This is a genomic window from Chloroflexota bacterium, from assembly GCA_016197225.1.
Lineage (GTDB): Bacteria > Chloroflexota > Anaerolineae > Anaerolineales > VGOW01 > VGOW01.
The window spans coordinates 151427-171255 of the sequence record JACPWC010000071.1; the positions used below are offsets into that span (position 1 = coordinate 151427).

Genomic DNA, 19829 nt, shown 5'->3' on the forward strand with positions numbered 1-19829 from the left:
ACTGAACACTATTCCGGCGGAATTTCCTTGAAGGCGTAATCCACGTTGATGCCTTTGGACTTCTGGCTGTTCTTCATCATCATATAGAGCGCCAGCGACGCCACGATGATGGCGATGGCGATGATCTGCGCCCAGACATGAGCCGGGAAGTCGGTAAAGTCCCAGTTGCCCAAGACGCCGAGTTGCGGAGCGAAGAGGAACGCAAACACCATAAGGGTGCCCAACACCGCGCCCAAACCGCCGAGGATCGTAATGAGCGGAGTGCCGCCGAGAGAATATCTCGACCCCGGTGAAGCATTGTACAAATCTTTGGCCCGATACGGAAGCAGGGCGCCGGCCAGGCTGGTGACGACGAACACGTAACCACAGCCAAACGTCACGCCCAGCGTCAGGCCAACCCAGCCCTTCACCAGGCTGTAGGCCAGGATGACCGGGATGCTGGCCAGGAAGTAAGCCAGGTGGGAGTTGACCGGCGTGTGAAGTTTCTCGTCCACTTTGCTGAACCACTCCGGCAGAAGCCGGTCGAGCGACATGGCCACCATTACCCGCGTCATGCCGATGTAGCAGTTGCAGACGATCTGGAAGCCGTTGAGGATGTAACCGACGCCGATGATGAGCACCACCAGCGGGCTGGCGGTAAGGGCGACGGCAATGATGGGCGGCCACAAATTGAAGCCGTTGATGTTGGCTTCGGCGATGAGCGACCAATAACCGGCTCCGGCCACCGTCAGAAATTCGGGCGGCGCAACGCGTTGCAGGCCCAGGGCCAGCAGAGCCAATAGCAAACCAGTGGCGACGAGCGAGCCGACCATGATGAAGGTCTGGGCGTTGAAATTCTTGGCATCCTTGATCTCGCCGTTCTGCTGGGCCGAGTAAGTCGCCCACTGGAGCGAAGTCCAGGCGATGGGCGCCACCAACAAGGTGGCCCACAAACTGAACGGGGGGTTGAGGTCAATGCCAGCGCCCTGAACCGCCGAGACGGCGGTCTGGTAAAAATTAGCCGCGCCGCCCGAGGCGACGGCGAAGGCGTTGAGCCGGGTCACAAAATCCGAAGCTGGCGTGGTGAACAAAATAAAGAACACCGTCGCGAAGGCCAGCAGAGTCCCCCACCACATCACATGCTGGAAGCGCACGTAATTCTTGAAGCCGCTGACGAGCAGCACCATGGACAGCAAAGCGTTGACGATGCTAGTGATGACGATGCCAGGCCCGGTGGTGAACCACACCCCGATGCCGGAAAATGTGGTGTTGCCCATCGTCGCCCCGAGGCCCAGGAAGAGCGGGGCAAACCCCAAATAGGCCACCAACCAACCCGAGAGCGCCACCCACTGCAAAATCCAGATCACGAACCCGGACATCACTACCGTGAAGGCGACGCCGCCGCCGAACACCCGGCTCTGAAACACGTAATCACCGCCGGAGCGCGGCAGGGCGGTGGACAGCCAGACGTAGGCAAAAGCAATTGGAATTTCGATGACGGTGGCCAAAATGATTCCCCACACCAGGTTGCCGCCGGGCAGAGCGCCGGGTGCCCACAGGTACGTCCAGGGGAAGATCAGGCCCATGGTAAGAATGTTATAGACGAACGCAGAATAGGGAGACATCACCCGAACCAGGCCGGACGCTTTTCGGGTGAAGACTTCAGGGGTTGCTGTCGCTGCCATTTCTTTCTCCTCCGAACATTCTGGGCCAGCAGGGCGCTGGCAAGGCCAATATGTTGACTTTGTTGATATAACCCCCTTTTCGCCGCCGGGTTGCTCAACGGGGCAAGCGCCGTTCCGGGGAAAAACCGGCGGCTACCCCTTTGCCGCGTGGTCGAGCGCGACGATGAAAAGTTGCGTGTAAACCGGCCCGCCCGGGCGCAGTTCACTCTTCATCAAGGTGACGGCATTCACCCGTTGAGTCCCCAACTCAACCTGCCATTGAGCGCGGACGGCCTCGCCCGCCTTCGCCGCCGCCTCGGGCCGGGCCTCGCGCCGCACCCGGCCCAGCGTAACGTGCGGCGAGAAAGCCCGGTCTTCGGGCGGGTAGCCCAGCGGCGATACCTGGTTTTCGATCCTCGCTTGCAATTCGATCAGCGTCTTTGCGCCCGCCGGATCGATCCCGGCCCAAAGCACGCGCGGGCGTTTGAAATTGGGGAAGCAACCGATGCCGCTCACCGAAAACGAGAACGGGTCGAACGGGGCGACCGCCTCTTTTAGAGCGGCGCTGATCGAAGCGATGCGGGTTTGTGGAATGTTTCCCAAAAACTTGAGGGTGAGGTGAATATTGTCGGCCTTCACCCAGCTGACAGCGTCGGGCGGCGTTGCCTGGCTGAGGCTGGCGATGACATTTTTCAGTCGCCCGCGCAGGGTTGGAGAGAATTCGATGGCGATGAAAGCGCGGAGTGTTTGAGGCGGCATGACGAAAGTATAACAGCCCAGACTTCCGAAGTCTCAAAGACTTCGGAAGTCTGGAATCAAAAAAGCCCCGGAAAGGGCTTTTTTCGAAGTGACCCCGGAAGGACTTGAACCTTCAACCAATTGATTAAGAGTCAACTGCTCTGCCAATTGAGCTACGGGGCCTGGCGGGCAGGCGAAATTATACCAGACCCTTTGCAAGGGTCAACGGCGGGCGCCTCCTTTGATCAAAAGCCAGCCTCAAACTCACCCGGCAACGATCAGATATGTTTGACGTTCTCTTTGGGGCGAGCCAGATCAATCTCGGCGTAAGCGGTGTTAAAGTCGCCGGTGACGACGACAGGCCGCCGGGCATGCATGTAACCTTGCGTCACTTCGAGAAAGCGCCGATAGAAGGCCAGCTTGTGCGCCACCCATCCCGGCCCGCGCCCGCCGTTGGGAAAGTAGATGTTGAGTAAACTGCCGTGCCCCCCTGACTAAGGTTTGGTCAAAATTTGGTCAAAGTGGCCTTGACAATACTAGTGAGAGAGCATACTATTGCAATCGCTAACATAACAGTTTGTCTAATCATCTTTGTTTTTCTGAATTTTTCGGGTCATTTAAATGATAACTAGCTCTAAAACTGCGCTCAAGGTTCTCGTGGTAGACGATAGCCAGGAGCATGTTGATCTATTGAAGATGATACTGGAACGGGCCGGAATGCAAGTGATTTCGGCCAACTCGGGTCTCGAGGCTTTGCGGGCTACGTTCAACCATCACCCGGATGCCATTCTCCTCGACATCATGATGCCGGGCATGGATGGCTTCACCACCAGCCAGCGCCTGCGAGAATTGTCGGATACGCCCATTCTGATTGTGTCGGCCAAAAGCCAGACCGACGACATTACGCGGGCGTTTGAATTGGGCGCTGACGATTACGTTGTCAAGCCTTACGACTCACGTGAACTGCTGGCCCGGCTCCACGCCTGTATTCGCCGGGTGCCCACGACCACCGAGGACGACGGGCAAATGACGTTGTCCAATGGCGACCTGGTCATTGATCCCTCACGCCACCGCGTCATTGTCCGCCAGCAGGAAGTGAAGCTTACCAAAACCGAATTCGACCTGCTCTATTACTTTGCCCGCAACCGGGGCCGCGTCCTGACGCACTCGATGATTTTGGAGGCGGTTTGGGGCCAGGACAGTTGCGTAAGCAAGAGCACCCTCAAACAGTTCATGCTCTCGCTTCGCAAAAAGATAGAGAAGAACCCCAACAACCCGCAGTGGCTGGTTAACGAGCATGGCGTCGGCTATGCCCTGATGTTTGATTAAGCCGGCCCGGCCAACACAATAATAGACTTTATCGGAAATAAGCTCTTAGCCCGCGTCACTGCGGGCGGCCAACCGCAAGGACGCGGTTGGGGAGCGTCATAATGTTATTCTCGATAAGGTTTAATAAACGCGAAGCCCGCTGATGCGGGCTTTTGTTTTATTTGGAGTCCTGGTTGGTGAAAGCGCGCGACTTGAACGAGTAACCCACTCCGCGCTCGGTGCAGAAGTAAACGGGGTGAGCAGAGTCGTCTTCTATCTTCTTGCGCAGGTAGCCCACGTACCGGCTCACGTGCGACTTGGCTTTGGCATAAGTGTGGCCGAGGATGTACTCCAGAAGCTCGTCGTACTTCAACACCTGGTTGGCCCTTCTGATAAAAAAGCTCAACAACTTGAACTCGGTGTCAGTCAAATAAATACTCTCTCCGCCCTTGCTCACCAGACGACTGGCCAGGTCCACCTTTAAATAGCCGTCGTCGTAAAGAAGCGTGTTCTTGTGCTCCGCCGAATAGCGCTTCAGCAGCGCCGAGAGTTTCGCCAACAGCCGCTCCCAGTTCCAGGGCGGGGGCATGTAATCGTCGCCCAGACTCAGCGCCCGTTCCATAGAGGCCCTGTCCCGGTGATCGGAGATAAACAGGATTGGAATGTCGCTCATCTCGCGAATGCGTTGGGCTGTGTCCCAACCGCTCAGGCCGGGCATCACGTCTCTCAAAATGATGGCTTGCGGCGTGTTTGCCAGAAACACTTCGATCCCCTCTTTGCCATTTTGAGCGCCAAGCGCCTCAAACCCACTGCGAGTCGTATGAGCCTTTACAGTTTCAAGAACATCACGATCAGGATCAATGATGAGCACTTTTACCGGTGTCATAGCTCTCCAAATTTGGCTTTCGCCGATGAGGGCGATGGCACAATTATATTGCGTTGGAGGAAAAACGACTTAAACTCGCTCTGGCCTCTTTCTTTCAAATTCAGTCCCTGCACTGGTTTAGTACCCCCGTCTCAGAATGTTGAGCCTGTCTCTGTTCCAGAACCTTTACCTTAGGAAGATTGACTATATTTTGACCAATCTTTGGCGTGGGTACTTTAACTTATAACCAGAATGTTAGCAGTTTAGGTGCGCTTCAAGTGAAGCCGGTACAGGTGCCAGTGAGAGGTCGTTGATTTTCAAAACGCCCCGTGTCCACCTCGAGGCGAAGCCGCCTGATGGCAATATCGAAACCATAACAAATGAAAGGAAGACTGGCGCTTCTTCGCAGAGGTGGAAAATCCCGCGAAGAAGATTTTATTTGCCGGCGGAGAGAGGAATGGAAAAAGAACTTTCGAGGAACTCCCTGCACAACCGAAGCGATGAGGCGTCGTTGCTTCGTTTCCTGCGACCTTCGCAGATCGCCATGATTGACGAAGCGCTCTCGGTGGTCGGCGAGTTCGGCGAAGTGCGCCTGATTGTGGAGAAAGGCCACTTGCGCTTCATCGTCACCGAGAGAAGCTTCGACGCTCTGAAATGGCAGCCGGGAAGTTTGTATCGCGACGCCAAACTGCCCCGACAGTCATCCTGAAAGCTACTGAAGCATCTTCATTATCAACTCCTTTTGATAACTTCAAAGGCGGGTAATCTATGAATGCGACAACGCTCCGTCATTCGGACTTGAATCAGGCTCTCTCCGGTCAGTGCCCGTTGTGTGGCAGTGATCAATTCACCTTGCAAACCACCAGCGGCGACGGCAGTTTTCTTACCCAGGTTTGTCCCGTGTGCGGGTTACTGTGCAAGGTGGTTGTCGGCCCGGGTTCCCCAACGTTAGAGACTCTCAATTCAGAATGGGCGGCGGTGTTCGCCCACGACTGAGGTACATGAATGGCGAGATGCTGGTACGCGTTACATAGCAAACCCAACAAAGAAGAAGTGGTCTGGCAACTAGTCAGGGCCAACCAGATCGAGACATTTTATCCCTGCCTGAAAGCGCAGACCGTAAACCCCCGAGCGAAAGAAATCAAACCCTATTTTCCAGGCTACATGTTTGTGCAGGCCGATTTGGAATTGACGGGCTTGTCGTTTTTTCAATATATGCCTCACACGAACGGGCTGGTAAGTTTTGGCGGCGAGCCGGCCTCCGTGCCCGACACTTTGATTGAAGCCCTGCGGGGGCGTGTCGTAGAGCTGGCCTTTGCGGTGGACGAGGCCGGTGAGCAACTGAAGGCCGGCGACTTGGTTGCCATTCAGAACGGGCCGTTTGCCGGTTACGAAGCCGTGTTTGACGCCCGGTTGCCCGGCTGTGAGCGGGTGCGGGTGTTGTTGGAATTTCTGGGCGGGCGGGCGATACCGGTGGAATTGGACGCCGCCCTGATTAAGCAGAAAGCTTATCTCTAAACGTCGAGCCTGGCCGACGTTGGAGAGTAATCTTGAATGTGATTGAACTGACGTGCCTTCTTTTGAGAATGTCGGAATGGCGGAGCGCGCATGAGTGAAGGGTTGCGGTTGTATCTGAGCCGTCAGGCCGACGGGCTGGGGCGCTACATTTTAGAGCAGGCGTTGTATGCGGCAGTCGGTTGGGTTCCCACCCTCATCGGCCTGGGCTTGCGAGCCTTTCTCTACCGGCTGATTTTGAAGATGGACGGCTGGGCGGCGATTGAGTGCAATGTTCGACTGCGCTTCGCGAGCAATATCAAACTTGGGCATAGCGTTTATCTGGATCAGGGAACTTATTTGCACGCCTGCCCCGGCGGCATTGAACTGGGCGCCGGAACGATTGTGATGCACGGGGCCGTGTTGCACGTTTATAACTTTCGCGATTTGCCCCACGCTGGAATCAAGGTCGGGCAGAACAGCCTCATCGGCGAGTACAGCGTCATTCGCGGGCAGGGCGGGGTGACAATCGGCGACCGGGTCTACACTTCGCCGTTCACCCAGATCATCGCCGTCAACCACGTCTTCGACGATCCCAACCGGCCTTTTGTCGAGCAGGGTATCACGGCAGAAGGCATTGTGATTGAAGATGATGTCTGGCTGGGCGCGGGCGCGGTGATCACCGACGGCGTGCGGGTGGGCAAGGGCGCAGTGGTGGCCGCCGGGGCGGTGGTGACGAAAGACGTGCCGCCCCACACCGTCGTCGGCGGTGTCCCGGCCAAACCGATCAAGTCTATCGAGAACACGATGGCTTCAAAGCCAGATCGTGTCATTTATTTTGACAAGTAGGAAGGTTATGATGAGCGCATTATCAGTGGTTATTCCAGCATACAACGAAGAGGATGGCATTGCCGAGATTGCGAAGCGGGTGTTGGCGGTGAAAGGTGATCTGGCGAAAGTCGGCGTGAATGAGTTTGAGTTGTTGGTCGTCAACGACGGCTCACGCGACAAGACGGCCGAGATCGCCGCCAAAATCGAGGGCGTTCGCCTGATCAGCCATCCCCGCAATCGCGGTTACGGCGCGGCGCTCAAGACCGGCTTCAACGCGGCCAAAGGCGAGCTGATCGGCTTCCTCGACGCCGACGGCACTTACCCGCCCGAATACTTTCCCAAACTTTGCACGGTGGCGATGAACGGAGCCGACCTGGTCATTGGCTCGCGCATGGCCGGGGCCGAAAGCAAGATGCCCATCACGCGCCGCATTGGCAACATCTTCTTTGCCACCCTGCTCAGCCTCATTGCCCATCAGCGCGTGACCGACAGCGCCAGCGGCATGAGAGTCTTCAAGCGCGAAGTGCTGGAGCGCATCTACCCCTTGCCCGACGGCCTCAACCTCACGCCAGTGATGAGCACCCGGGCCATTCACGAAAGCATCAAAGTGGCCGAAGTGCCGATTCCTTACAGCGAACGACTGGGCCGCTCCAAACTCAGCGTCGTGCGCGACGGTACGGTCTTCCTGCAGTCCATAGTTTGGACGGCGCTTTCTTATAACCCGGTTCGGTTTCTGGGTTTCATCGGCTTGGGCGGCGTGGCCCTGGCCCTGCTGGCCGTGGCGGCCCTGGTGGGCGCCCGGCTTTCGGGCGACACCACGCTCGGCCCCCTTGAAGTGGCCGGCTTGTTCGGCGGCATGATCTCCGGCGTCGCCGGCATCAGCGTCTTTGCCCTCGGCGTCACCTTCAACTATCTGGTGTCGCTCTTTTACAAGAAGCCGATTCGACAGGGACTCTTTGGCCGCCCGATCTTTGCCCAATCTATTGACCGTCATTTCGGCTGGGTCGGGTTGTTGGCCGCCATCGCCGGTTTAGCCGTCGGCGGCGTGGCCCTGGGCCTCGGCGTCAGCGGCTGGGAGATCGCCCGCCTGTGGTTGTATCTGCTGGGCAGTGCCATGATGATCCTGGTCGGTGTGCAATTGGTCATTTACTGGATATTATTACGGGTGTTGGAAGAACTCAGCCAGCGTGAACTGTTGACTCGCAAAGACATGGGCACAGCCTAAACACGAGTGAGAAGGAGAATCATCATGAGCGCCGAAAATCAAAACACGGAATGGAAAAATTTGGGAACCCGCCGCATCGCCAACGTCAAGATGGCGGACTTCCCGAACGTTGACGACATCGTGCATGAAGGGTTGATGGCAACTCCGCGCGCGCCAGAGATGGTGGACATCCTGCTGGTGAACCCGCCGACGCCGGATGGGGGGCTGTGGATTCGCACCCAACACCGGGTTGGCCGCCGCACCCGCGAAAACATGGTCTGGCCACAGGTGTCGCTGGCGCAGATGGCCGCGCTTCTTCATCCGGTCTACACGCTCAAGATCGTGGACGCCAACGCCGAGCGTATGGGCTGGAAGGAATTTGAAGAACTGCTCGACAAATACAAGCCGCGCTACTACCTGACGCAATGCACCGCGCCCACTCTGCAAAACGATATGTACGGCTGTTTCCTGGCCAAAGCGCGCGGCGCGAAGACAATTGCCTTCGGCACCCACGTCACGCCCATGCCGCGCGAAACGCTGACGGCCTACCCGGCGCTCGACTTCGTCCTTATCGGCGAACCCGACCTGCTCATCCGCGACCTGCTCGATCATCTCGACAACAAGTTCGACCAGCGTGATGCGCTGATCAAGAAGATGATTGACGAGCACGACCCGGCCTGGCGGCCTTCGATGACCGAAGACGGCAAGCCGATTCTGGAAGGCATCAAGGGTCTGGCCTGGCGGCGCGGCGAAGAAATCGTGGTGAACGCGCCCCGGCCCTTCGTCAAAGACCTGGACGACCTGCCGATTCCACTGCACCACCTTTTGCCGCTGGACAAGTACCGGATGCCCCTGATCAACGGCCCGTTCACCTTCATGGTCACCAGCCGGGGTTGTACCGCCGGTTGCACTTATTGCATTAAGCACGTCAGCTACCAATACAGTGTCCGCCTGCGCTCGCCGGAGAAAATTCTGGAAGAGATGTGGGTGCTCAAGAAGCTGGGCATCAACCACATTCACATGTACGCCGATCTGTTCACCGTGAGCCGGGAGCAGGTGGTGAAGATGTGCCAGCTCATGATCGAGCAGAAGATCAACGTCACCTTCACCAGCAACAGCCGGGTGGATTACGTGGACGAGGAAATGTTGCAGTTGATGGGCAAGGCCGGGTGCAAGCTGATCTCGTGGGGCATTGAAAGCGGCAGTGAGCAGATACTCAAACACGCCCGCAAAGGCGCTTACCCCGACAAAGCCGAGCGCGCCCTGCGCTGGGCCAAGCAGGCCGGCATCATGAACTGGGGCTATTTCATCATCGGCTTGCCCACCGAGACTGAAGAAACCATCCGGCAGACGATTGACTTTGCCAAGAAACTGCCGCTGGATATTGCCCTCTTCCACGTGGCCGCGCCGTATCCCGGCACGCCCTTCTTCTTTGAAGTGGTGAAGGAAGGCTGGTTCCGGCCCGGCACGCGCTGGGAGCAGGTGGACATGGACAGGGGCACGGTGCTCGACTACCCCGGCCTGCCCGCCGAGCGTTTGCTCTACTGGCAGAAGCGCGCCTTCCGCGAGTGGGCCTTCCGGCCCGGCCCGATCATGACCTACCTCAAGATGTTGTTGTCGGACTCTTCGACGATGAAGACCGCGCTCGACGTGGGTCTGCAACACCTCCGCTGGTCAACGGGCGAAGCCAGCCATTAATTGCTTGTTAGGTTGAGGGGCGGTTTGCTGTTGCGATGCGTTTGCATTGTGAGGGCAAGCCGCTTTTCCTTGAATCGGGCTTGCCATGAACAAGATTGCCATCGGTCGTTTCAAACGCACCCCGCTCGACATTTTCTTCGCGCTTTACCTGCTCACCGCCGCTGTCGGCGTGTGGGCGGCTTATGATCGCGAAGTTGCCTGGGCCAAGTTCGGGTTTCTCGCCGGCGCAGTGGCGATCTATTATGCAGTGGCAAGCCAACCGCAAGAGAGCGTGTGGCCGGCGGCTGGCGTGTTGAGCGCGGGCGCGGCTTTGCTGGCCGGCATTTTCTCCCTCACTCGCGTTTTGCGAATCGGCAATTTAGACCCGCACGTCTTCGGCGGCGTCATTGCTATGTTCATCCCGATCAACACCGCCTTCGGCCTCTGGGCGTGGAAAGAGCGGCGCCGGGCGCTCGCCGCGCTGGCTATTGTTTCAGGCGCGGTTTCGCTGGCCGGTTTTGTTTTTGCCTCGAAGCGCGGCGCACTGCTGGGGCTGGGCGTTGCCTTTGGCGTGTGGCTGTTGTGGCGTTTGAGTCGTTATGCCGGAAAGCGGCAGCGATTAGCCTTCATCCTGACTCTCGGGTTCGCCGCCATCGGCGCAATCGTCTTCGTGGCCCTGTTTCCCGGCCTGGTGATCAAAGTGGCCGCGCCCGGCAACCGGCTGGAAGTTCTCCCGCAAGTGGTGAAGCTGGTAACAGACTTCCCCTTCACCGGCGGCGGCCTCGGGTCATTCCCCGGCCTGCTCTCGCGTTACATCCTTGTCATCCCCTGGCTCTTCATGCCCCACAGTTCCAATCTCTTTTTGGACACACTGGTTGAGCAGGGCGTGTTTGGCTTGATTGCTCTGGCTGGAATCTTCGTCGGCAGTTTTTGGTTGTTGGGGACGCGGCCTGTAAGGGCGTTATATATAACGCCCCTACAACGTTGGGCGGCGCTGGCGGGTTTGATCGTGATGGCGGTCTACTGCCTCGTCGAAGACCCGTTTCACAGCGGCTGGCCGACGCTGTTGCTCTTTGTGCTTCCCGGTTTCGGGGTCGCCGCCACTGAACCCAAACCGTCTGCGGCGCTCCGGCCCTCGTTGAAGATCGCCGTTGCGGTTGGCGCGCTGGCGGCTCTGGCCGGGTTGCTCGTTGCCTTTCGCCAGCAAGGGCTGGCCGCCTGGTACGCTAACCTGGGCGCGGTGGAGATGGCTCGGGTAGAATTAGCCGGCTGGCCGGAGACGGTGCGTTGGCAGAGCGATTTTGATCTGACCGAATTACGGCCTGCCGAAACTCTGTTCAATCAGGCTTTGCAATTTGCGCCGGGCAATGTCACGGCCAACTACCGGCTGGGGCTGATTGCCGCGAAACAGGGCAATGAAACAGAGGCGGTTGCCCGTTGGAGTCTAGCCAACCAAACCTCCCCATCCCATCGCGGCATCCGCAAAGTTTTGGGGTATGCTTACGTCTGGCAGGGCCGGCTCGATCAGGCCATTGTTTTGTTGAACGACATTCCCGAAGCGAAAAACGAGATGGATACCTACTCGTGGTGGTGGGGAACGCAGGGCCGCGACGACCTGGCGGCTCAGGCGGCGGCGATGGTGAGGCTCTTACCCTGAATACACTGCAAACGCCTATAAACGGAGACAAATTTTCATGATTCATCCTTCAGCCGAAGTTTCTCCCAAAGCGCAAATTGGGGAGGGGACGCGCATCTGGCATCAGGTTCAAGTGCGCGAGGGCGTTGTGATTGGCCGGAATTGCATCGTCGGCAAGAACACTTACATTGACTTTGACGTGAGGCTTGGCGACAACGTCAAAATTCAGAACAACGCTTTGCTCTATCACGGCCTGACGGTGGAAGACGGCGTGTTCATCGGCCCGGCGGCCTGTATGACCAACGACGTGTTTCCGCGAGCCATCACCCCGGACGGCGCTCTCAAGGGCAACGACGATTGGGAAGTGGGGCCGATCCTCTTAAAGTACGGCTCTTCAATCGGCGCGGGCGCGATCATTTTGCCGAATGTGACGGTGGGGCGGTTTGCGCTGGTGGCCGCCGGGGCCGTCGTCACTCGCCCGGTTCCTGATCACGGTTTGGTGATGGGGACGCCGGCGCGGTTGGTTGGTTACGTATGTAAATGCGGGCGGCGGCTTGCCCTGCAGGAAAGCGGCGAGTGGGTTTGCCCAAAGTGCGGCTGGTCGTTTACGCCGGCCGAGGAGTCTAAACTGTGATCCCGATTTCACGTCCATTGATTGGTGAAGATGAAAAAGTTGCGGTGATGGCGGCTCTGTCGTCCGGGCAGTTGGCCCAGGGGCCGCGTGTTCGCGAGTTTGAAGAAAAGTTTGCGGCCTGGGCCGGAGTGAAGCACGCCGTGGCGACCTCGTCTGGCACAACGGCCTTGCACGTGGCGATGTTGGCGCACGGCCTCAACGAAGGCGACGAGGTGATCACCACTTCCTTCAGCTTCATTGCTTCGGCCAACTGCGCGCTTTACGCCGGCGCCAAACCGGTGTTTGCCGACATTGAGCCGAACTACTTTTCACTCGACCCGGTTGAAATTGAAAAGAAAATCACGCCGCGCACCAAAGCCATTGTCGTCGTCCATCTCTTCGGCCAGTCGTGTAACATGGGCGCGATTGCGGCGCTGGCCGCGAAACATAACCTGGTCGTCGTCGAAGACGCCTGCCAGTCACACGGCGCAAAGTTCAACGGCAAGATGGTTGGCTCGTGGGGCACGGCTTGTTACTCGTTCTATCCGACCAAGAACATGACGACCATCGAAGGCGGCATGTTGACGACCAACGACTCGAAAATTGCCGAGCAGGCCCGCTTGATTCGCGAGCATGGCAGTCCCAAACGCTATTTGCACGAGCGCCTCGGCTTCAACTTCCGCATGACCGATCCTCAGGCGGCTGTGGGGCTGGGTCAGCTTCAGAAATTGGATGGCTGGAATGAACAGCGCCGGGCCAACGCGGCCTACCTCACCGCCCGGCTGGCCGGAGTGGCCGGCGTCACCCCGCCGCCCATTCGTGACAGCAGCGGCCACGTGTTCCATCAATATACAATTCGGGTGGTCAACCGCGAGGCGGTGATTGAGCGTCTCACTCAGCGCGGAGTCGGTTACGGCATTTATTATCCAATGGCAATTCATCAACAGCCGCTATACCAAAAGTTGGGCTACAACGATCATCTGCCCAACACCGAAGCGGCCTGCCGCGAGGTGCTTTCTCTGCCGGTTCACCCGTCGCTCAGCCAGGCCGACCTGGACTGCATCGTGGACGCGGTGACTGGCCGTTGACGGAGCAAGGAGGGTGACATGGAACAAATGAAGGTGGGCGTCATTGGCGTGGGCCGCATGGGGCAACGCCACTGCCGGGTTTACTCCAATTTGCGCCGGGCGCAGTTGGCGGGCGTGTACGACGTGAACGCCAAAATGGCCGAGCAGGTGGCCGGACAGTACGAAGTGCCCTCGTTCAGCGATCTCAACGATTTGCTGAAGTACGTTGATGCGGTAAGCTTGACGGCTTCAACTCCGTTTCATTGCGAACTGGCGATGAAATGCCTGGAGCGCGGCGTTCACGTGCTGATCGAAAAGCCGATCGCCGAAACGCTGGAGCAGGCCGAGTCGCTGGTGGAAACCGCCGAGGCCAGTGGTCACGTGGTTCTGGTGGGCCACATCGAACGCTTCAACCCGGCTTACGTTGAATTGAAGAACGTGCTGGACGGCATGAACGTGCTGGCCGTCAACCTGCGCCGCCTCAGCCCGTACGAAGGCAGTAACACCGACGTAGACGTGGTGCTCGACCTGATGATCCACGACACCAACCTGGTGCTCGATTTGATCGGCCACGACCCGCTGGCGGTGAACGCTTACGGCTTGTCGGCGCACGATAACGCCCTCGATCACGTGGTGGCCAACCTGACGTTCGACTCCGGCCCGCTGATGACGATGACGGCCTCGCGGGTGACCGAGCAGAAGATCAGGTCAATTGAAGTGACGGCCATGCAGGCTTACCTTGAATGCGATTTGCTGAACAAGAGCATCTCGGTTCACCGCCGCACGGTGGGCGAGTACGTGGCCCACAACAAGTACCGCCAGGAGAGCGTCGTCGAGCGCATCCAGGTGCCGATCTTCGAGCCGCTGTTCATGGAACTGCAACACTTTGCCGAGTGCGTGCTGGACGGCAAGAAGCCGATGGTGTCGGCCCGGGACGGCCTGCGGGCGCTGAAGCTGGTGGATGCGATCCGCAACAGTGTGCAGGAACGGTTGGCGGCGTAAAGGTGCGGTGATGGATCTCTCAATTGTCATTCCCTGTTACAACGAAGCTGATAATGTTCAAAAGCTCGAAAGCGAATTCTTCCCCGTTGCCGCCGAGTTAGCCCGGTCTCGTTCTGTCGAGATTGTGTTTGTGGACGACGGCAGCCTGGACGGCACGTGGCCGGCCCTGACCGAAAATTTTGGCGGCGACAAGAAGCCCGGCCTCGCCATCAAGTTTGAGAAGCATGCTGTCAATCGCGGACTAGGCGCGGCCATTCGCACCGGGTTCGCCGCCTCCACCGGGGAAATTGTGGTAACGACAGACAGCGACGGCACTTACAAGTTTTCTGAAATCCCGGCCATGCTCGCCCGGCTGGCCCCGGACGTGGATATGGTGACGGCTTCCCCCTATCACCCGCAAGGCGGCATCGCCGGCGTCCCGGCCTATCGCCTCATCCTGAGTCAAGGTTCGTCCATCCTCTACCGGATTTTGGTAAGCTGGCGGGTTCACACCTATACCGCCCTGTTCCGGGCCTACCGCCGCAAAGTGGTCGAGACCGTGCCGTTTGAGTCGAACGGCTTTCTGGCTGGCACCGAGATTCTGGTGGGCGGCATGTTGCGCGGCTACAAAGTGGCCGAGCATCCGGCGGTTCTACACTCGCGAGTCTTCGGCGTCTCCAAAGCCAAGATCATGCGCACCATCCGCGCTCACTTGCAGTTTCAGTGGCGAATTCTTCTGCACCGTCTGGGCTTCGTCTCGCTGGTCAACCGGCGAGACACGGTTGGAGCCGGTGCGTCGTGAAGATCGTTTCCGTTGTCGGGGCGCGGCCCGAGTTTATTCAGGCCACGCCCGTCAGCCGCGCCTTGCGGGCGCTGGGGCATCAAGAGCTTCTGGTTCACACCGGCCAGCATTACGATTTCTTGATGTCGCAAACGTTCTTCGACGAACTCGGCATTCCTGCGCCTGATTACAACCTTGAAGTCGGCTCCGGCCAGCATGGCCGCCAGACGGCGGAAATTTTGAGCCGGATGGAAGAAGTCGTGCTCAAGGAACGGCCCGACCTGGTCATCGTTCGCGGCGACACCAACTCCACCCTGGCCGGGGCACTGGCGGCCAGCAAACTGCACATTCCCACGGCTCACATCGAAGCGGGTGAACGCAGTTTTGATCGGCGGATGCCGGAAGAAATTAACCGGCTGGTGTCGGACTGTCTGGCCGATTTGCATTTTTGCGCCAGCCGGGCTGCTGTGGGACGTTTGGCCGCCGAGGGTGTGGTTGGCTCGGTTCACTGGGTGGGCGACGTGATGTTGGACGCTTCGATCCAGAACCGGCTCATCGCCCGAAACAAGTCGGATGTTGTCAAACGTTTGGGGCTGAAGCCGGGCAGCTACACGCTGGTGACAATTCACCGGGCGGGCAACACCGACGACCCGGCGCGGCTCAGGCAGATCGCCGAAGCTCTTAACAGCGTCGGCGAAACCGTCGTCTTCCCGGCCCACCCGCGCACGCGAAATATGCTGGCTCAGCTCGACCTCAAGTTTGCCGATCACGTCAAACTGATCGAGCCGGTGGGCTACTTTGACATGATGATGCTCGAAGAGAGCGCCCGCCTCATCGCCACCGACTCGGGCGGGGTGCAACGCGAAGCCTATTTTATGAGCAAGCCATGCCTGACTCTGCGCGACGAAACGGAATGGACTGAAACCGTTGAAGCGGGTTGGAACAAACTGGTGGGCGCTGAGACCGGGCGAATCGTAGAAGCCTGGTTCAGTTTTGCGCCGCCGGCAGACCAGCCCCCAATTTTTGGCGATGGAGCCGCCGGGCAGAAGATTGCTAAGATTCTGACGGAAGAGAAAGTGGTGTTTGGCAGGCGGCGTTAGATTGGTCAACGAATGCCTTCGGCAAACGAATAAATGAATTTGCTGTGAACGGCGATCATTCGTTTATTCGTTGAGCATTCGTTGACCGGCGTTTCAATGGAGACTGTTGTGAAAGTTGGCATTGTTGGCGGCGGCATTATGGGTATTACACTGGGCTACTGCCTGGTGAAGCAGGGCGTTGAGGTTGAGATTTTTGAGGCCTCGCCGGTGCTGGGCGGGCTGGCCGGGCCGCTGGTGTTGGACGACGGCGTCGAAGTGGATCGGTTTTATCATGCGATCCTGTCGAGCGACAGCCACTTGCGCGAACTGTGCGCCGAGCTTGGCCTGGCCGACCAGATGCGGTTTCGCGAAACGCGGATGGGCTTTTACTACAAAGGCGGCCTCCATCCGATGAACAACACGATTGACTTTTTGCGCTTCCCGCCGCTGGGCTGGATTGACCGCTTCCGGCTGGGGCTGACGGTGCTTTACGCCCAGTTTGTAAACGACTGGAAGAAGCTCGAAGGCGTCAGCGTCGAGAAGTGGCTGATCGGACTCAGTGGCCGCCGAACTTTTGAAAACATCTGGCGTCCCATGCTCAAGGCCAAGTTCGACGGCGGGTTTGAGAACACGCCCGCCACCTACATCTGGTCGCGCCTGGTGCGCATGAAGTCTACGCGCGGCGGGGCCAACCAGAAAGAAGAGGCCGGACACATCATCGGCGGCTACAAGACGTTGATGACGGCCATGGCCCGGAAGATCGAAGAGGCCGGGAACAAGATTCACCTCAACTGCCCGGCCCAGGAAGTGGTGATCGAAAACGGACGGGCGACGGGCGTCCGCCTCAACGATGGGGCGCATTCGTTTGATCGGGTGGCCGTCACTTTGCAAACGCCGATCTTCCAGCGCCTCATCCCAAACGCCGGCCAGGACTATCACAACTACTTGAGCCAGACTGACTACATTGGCATCGTCTGCCCGTTGCTGGTGTTGAGCAAGCCGCTTACCGGCTACTGGACTCTGAACATCACCGACGACAACATCCCGTTCACAGGTGTGATCGAGACGACCTCTTACATTGACCCGAAGTACGTGGGCGACCATCATCTGGTGTATCTGCCCAAGTACACCGCGCCCGGCAGCCACTGGCAAAAGTTGACGGACGACGAAGTCCGCGAGACGTGGCTGAGATACATCGAAAAGATGTTCCCCGATTTTGATCGCGGTTCGGTTCGTTACTTTCTCATTCATCGCGAACGCTACGTCGAGCCGCTTCACCCGCTCAACTCGTCGCACCTCATCCCGGCCATCAAGACGCCGGTTAAGAATTTGTATCTGGCAACCACGGCCCAGATTTACCCGGCGCTGACCAACGGCGAGTCGGTGAGCCGCCATGCCCGCCAGGCCGCGCAGGTGATTTTAGAGACGGCCCCGTTTTAGCTTTCAGACACGGAGCGTTTTTGCAAAGCAAAACGGCCACCCTGTTCCCTGCCAGAAGATTGTTTCTTTATCAGGCCCACAGCGCGCTTGCGCGGTCGGCTAGAAAGGTAATTTCCGAATGCCCAAGACAACAGTTGTAATCCCGACGTATAATGAAGCCGACAACCTGCCCGCCATCACCGCCGCCTTGTTTGAGTTGAACATTGACGATCTGGACATCCTGGTGGTGGACGACGGCTCGCCCGACGGCACCGGCCAGGTGGCCGAGAAGCTGGGGGAGCAATATAATGGCCGGGTGAGCGTCATTCATCGCCCGGGCAAACTGGGGCTGGGCACGGCTTACGTCGAAGGATTCAACCGGGCCATTTCCTGCGGCGCCGATTACATTATTCAAATGGACGCCGACTTCTCGCACTCGCCCAGCTACATTCCTCAATTTTTGGAATGGATCAAGACTCACGACGTGGTGGTCGGCTCGCGTTACGTGCGCGGCGGCGAACTCGACAAGCGTTGGAGCTGGTGGCGGTGGTTCCTGAGTTGGTGGGCCAACTCGGTCTGGGTCAAAATGATCCTCGGCTCAAAAACATCGGATGCAACCGCCGGCTTCAAATGTTGGCGGCGCGCGGCTCTGCAATCCATTGAGTTGAGCCGGATTCGATCCGGCGGCTATATCTTTCAAGTTGAGATGTGTTATGCCGCCGAGAAGCTGGGACTGCGGATCAAGGAAATCCCGATTTACTTTGAAGACAGGCGCATCGGTCAGAGCAAAATGTCCATGAAGGTGAAACTCGAGGCGGCCCTGCGGGTGTTTGAAATCCGCTGGCGCTATCGAGGCGGCCACCTCATCGCCAGGCCGGTTGAAGGGCGGTAATGTGAAGTCAGAAGTCAAGCGCGAAGCAAATGTAATTGCCGGAGCCGGGGTGCAACCCCGCCTCACCTGGCAGAACATTCTCATGGCGGCCAGCCTGGCCGGGGTGTTATTTCTCGCGCTTTACAACCTGACGAGCTATCCGCTCCCCTGGTACGACGAAGGCTCGCACCTTCACGTCCCCAAAACCCTGGTGCGCTTTGGCGTGTACGCCGACTACAGCAGTGAAGGCTTTCGTTATTACGGCCCCACCGTCGGCATCGGCCCCACCGTGTTTCTGCCCATCGCGGCCATGTTCAAACTTTTTGGCGTCGGCCTCTTTCAGGCGCGGCTGGTCATGGCCCTCTTTCTGCTGGCGGCCATCGCCGCTTTCTACCGCCTGGCAGGCGTCATGGGCGCGCAAAAATTCGCCTGGGTCGCCACGGCCTTGCTGGTTGCCACGCGGGCAGTCGGCTTGTTGGAATATGGGCGGCAGGTGCTGGGCGAAGTGCCTGGCCTGTTCTTCATGGCCGCCGGGTTCGCCGTGTGGTTCGGAGTGTGGGAGAAGGCAAGCTGGCGGCAACTGACTCTGGCCGGGCTTTTGCTGGGCCTGGCCCTCGTCACCAAGAATCAATACCTGCTGGTGTTAGCGCCCACCTTGCTCTTTGCCTGGGCCGCCAACCTGTATTACCGTTCCGCGCCGCAGAGAGTCTTTCTTGTGCCGGGTAGCATTGCCGCCGCCTGTTTTGCCCTCTGGCAGGCTTACACCATCATCTATCTTGGCCCGGCCACGGCTGGTGAAAACCTGGCAAGCTGGCGGGCGGCCACGGCCTCGGTGGTCGTCCTCTTCGATCCGTCTTTGATGTCTCGGGCTTTGGGCGAACTGCTCGGCATGAAGGCCTTCCTCGGCCTGCTTCTCCCGGCCCTGATCTACAGCGTCACACTCATTCTGCCCCGGCGGCGCGACGGCCATCAGTGGGGGATTTTGTGCGCCCTCGTGGCCGTGAATTTTGTCTGGTACGTTGTCGCTTCTATTAGCTGGACGCGCTACGCCTTCCCCGGTCTGGCCGTCTCCTGTTTATTTGTCGCCCGGTTCTTCCACGACCTGACGGACGGCTATCATTTCGACTGGCCAGCCTTGAAAACGGCCTGGCAGAAGCGGCAGTTCCCTCAGGCGGACTCGTTGCGTTGGGTGTTGCTGGCCTGGTTGACTGCCGCCATTTTGATCCCGTTGGGTTTGATAGCGAAGGACATCGTCCGGCCACCCTTCAACGCGCCGCAGGCCATGGCCGCCTACCTCGACGAAAACGTGCCGAAGGATCAACTGATTGAAACCTGGGAGCCTGAACTTGGCTTCCTCACCGACCACAACTATCACTACCCGCCGCAATTGTTGCTGTACACCGCCGTCAAATACATCTGGCTTGAAGATGCCCAAACCGCGCCGTCCGACGAATACCATTTCGTGGAAACCGAACGACCCCCTTACGTCATCATCTCAACCTTTGGCCGCTTCGTCGAAGTGTATCCTTACCAGATAATGGAAGCTAACTACGATCTGGTGACAACAATTGGCGAGTACGAACTCTACGAACTCAAGAAATAACGCCCGCTTCTAAACAAAT

General features: G+C 58.4%; 20 protein-coding genes and 1 tRNA gene. 16 read left to right on the top strand and 5 right to left on the bottom strand.

Annotation, left to right across the window (positions count from 1 at the left end; all coding sequences use genetic code 11):
* Positions 1 to 8: 8 nt before the first annotated feature.
* The 4 genes from HYZ49_13720 to HYZ49_13735 form a co-directional block, all read right to left on the bottom strand.
* Positions 9 to 1664 (bottom strand): APC family permease, encoded by a 1656-nt coding sequence (locus tag HYZ49_13720; GenBank protein ID MBI3243343.1) that lies wholly within the window; start codon positions 1662 to 1664, stop codon positions 9 to 11.
* A 132-nt stretch (positions 1665 to 1796) separates the two neighbouring features.
* Entirely contained in the window at positions 1797 to 2402 is a 606-nt protein-coding gene (gene thpR, locus HYZ49_13725; GenBank protein MBI3243344.1) for an RNA 2',3'-cyclic phosphodiesterase, read from the bottom strand.
* A gap of 89 nt (positions 2403 to 2491) precedes the next feature.
* A tRNA-Lys gene (locus HYZ49_13730) sits at positions 2492 to 2564 on the bottom strand.
* Between the two features lie 95 nt (positions 2565 to 2659).
* Positions 2660 to 2812 carry a hypothetical protein gene (locus HYZ49_13735; protein MBI3243345.1) on the bottom strand — a complete coding sequence of 51 codons (153 nt, stop codon included), beginning with the start codon at positions 2810 to 2812 and terminating at the stop codon, positions 2660 to 2662.
* 190 nt (positions 2813 to 3002) lie between these two features.
* Here HYZ49_13735 and HYZ49_13740 point away from each other — a divergent pair, with 190 nt between their 5' ends.
* Positions 3003 to 3710 carry a response regulator transcription factor gene (locus HYZ49_13740; protein ID MBI3243346.1) on the top strand — a complete coding sequence of 236 codons (708 nt, stop codon included), beginning with the start codon at positions 3003 to 3005 and terminating at the stop codon, positions 3708 to 3710.
* Between the two features lie 157 nt (positions 3711 to 3867).
* On the opposite strand, the gene HYZ49_13745 is transcribed toward HYZ49_13740, so the two are convergent.
* On the bottom strand, positions 3868 to 4575 hold the full coding sequence (locus HYZ49_13745) for a response regulator transcription factor (GenBank protein MBI3243347.1): 708 nt from the start codon (positions 4573 to 4575) through the stop codon (positions 3868 to 3870).
* Between the two features lie 436 nt (positions 4576 to 5011).
* Here HYZ49_13745 and HYZ49_13750 point away from each other — a divergent pair, with 436 nt between their 5' ends.
* From HYZ49_13750 to HYZ49_13820, 15 genes are all read left to right on the top strand, one after another.
* On the top strand, positions 5012 to 5263 hold the full coding sequence (locus HYZ49_13750; GenBank protein MBI3243348.1) for a hypothetical protein: 252 nt from the start codon (positions 5012 to 5014) through the stop codon (positions 5261 to 5263).
* A gap of 59 nt (positions 5264 to 5322) precedes the next feature.
* Positions 5323 to 5550 carry a hypothetical protein gene (locus HYZ49_13755; GenBank protein ID MBI3243349.1) on the top strand — a complete coding sequence of 76 codons (228 nt, stop codon included), beginning with the start codon at positions 5323 to 5325 and terminating at the stop codon, positions 5548 to 5550.
* A 9-nt stretch (positions 5551 to 5559) separates the two neighbouring features.
* Complete coding sequence (locus tag HYZ49_13760; protein MBI3243350.1) at positions 5560 to 6072, top strand: hypothetical protein; 513 nt, start codon at positions 5560 to 5562, stop codon at positions 6070 to 6072.
* A 90-nt stretch (positions 6073 to 6162) separates the two neighbouring features.
* Positions 6163 to 6897: an acyltransferase gene (locus HYZ49_13765; protein ID MBI3243351.1), complete on the top strand. Its 735-nt coding sequence runs from the start codon at positions 6163 to 6165 to the stop codon at positions 6895 to 6897.
* 10 nt (positions 6898 to 6907) lie between these two features.
* Positions 6908 to 8104 (top strand): glycosyltransferase family 2 protein, encoded by a 1197-nt coding sequence (locus tag HYZ49_13770; GenBank protein ID MBI3243352.1) that lies wholly within the window; start codon positions 6908 to 6910, stop codon positions 8102 to 8104.
* 24 nt (positions 8105 to 8128) lie between these two features.
* A complete protein-coding gene (locus tag HYZ49_13775) occupies positions 8129 to 9781 on the top strand; it encodes a radical SAM protein (protein ID MBI3243353.1) in 1653 nt (550 codons plus the stop codon).
* Positions 9782 to 9866: 85 nt separating this feature from the next.
* On the top strand, positions 9867 to 11417 hold the full coding sequence (locus tag HYZ49_13780) for an O-antigen ligase family protein (protein MBI3243354.1): 1551 nt from the start codon (positions 9867 to 9869) through the stop codon (positions 11415 to 11417).
* A 37-nt stretch (positions 11418 to 11454) separates the two neighbouring features.
* A complete protein-coding gene (locus HYZ49_13785) occupies positions 11455 to 12030 on the top strand; it encodes an N-acetyltransferase (GenBank protein ID MBI3243355.1) in 576 nt (191 codons plus the stop codon).
* A complete protein-coding gene (locus HYZ49_13790) occupies positions 12027 to 13097 on the top strand; it encodes a DegT/DnrJ/EryC1/StrS family aminotransferase (protein ID MBI3243356.1) in 1071 nt (356 codons plus the stop codon). Before HYZ49_13785 ends, HYZ49_13790 begins: the two co-directional genes overlap by 4 nt.
* An 18-nt stretch (positions 13098 to 13115) precedes the next feature.
* Positions 13116 to 14078 carry a Gfo/Idh/MocA family oxidoreductase gene (locus tag HYZ49_13795; protein ID MBI3243357.1) on the top strand — a complete coding sequence of 321 codons (963 nt, stop codon included), beginning with the start codon at positions 13116 to 13118 and terminating at the stop codon, positions 14076 to 14078.
* Between the two features lie 10 nt (positions 14079 to 14088).
* Positions 14089 to 14859, top strand: a complete 771-nt coding sequence (locus tag HYZ49_13800; protein ID MBI3243358.1) for a glycosyltransferase family 2 protein — start codon at positions 14089 to 14091, stop codon at positions 14857 to 14859.
* A complete protein-coding gene (gene wecB / locus HYZ49_13805) occupies positions 14856 to 15938 on the top strand; it encodes a UDP-N-acetylglucosamine 2-epimerase (non-hydrolyzing) (protein MBI3243359.1) in 1083 nt (360 codons plus the stop codon). Before HYZ49_13800 ends, wecB begins: the two co-directional genes overlap by 4 nt.
* 96 nt (positions 15939 to 16034) lie before the next feature.
* Positions 16035 to 17357 carry an NAD(P)/FAD-dependent oxidoreductase gene (locus HYZ49_13810; protein MBI3243360.1) on the top strand — a complete coding sequence of 441 codons (1323 nt, stop codon included), beginning with the start codon at positions 16035 to 16037 and terminating at the stop codon, positions 17355 to 17357.
* A 118-nt stretch (positions 17358 to 17475) separates the two neighbouring features.
* Positions 17476 to 18228, top strand: a complete 753-nt coding sequence (locus HYZ49_13815) for a polyprenol monophosphomannose synthase (protein MBI3243361.1) — start codon at positions 17476 to 17478, stop codon at positions 18226 to 18228.
* On the top strand, positions 18167 to 19810 hold the full coding sequence (locus HYZ49_13820) for a glycosyltransferase family 39 protein (GenBank protein MBI3243362.1): 1644 nt from the start codon (positions 18167 to 18169) through the stop codon (positions 19808 to 19810). The genes HYZ49_13815 and HYZ49_13820 overlap by 62 nt, the downstream gene beginning before the upstream one ends.
* The last annotated feature ends 19 nt before the right edge of the window (positions 19811 to 19829 follow it).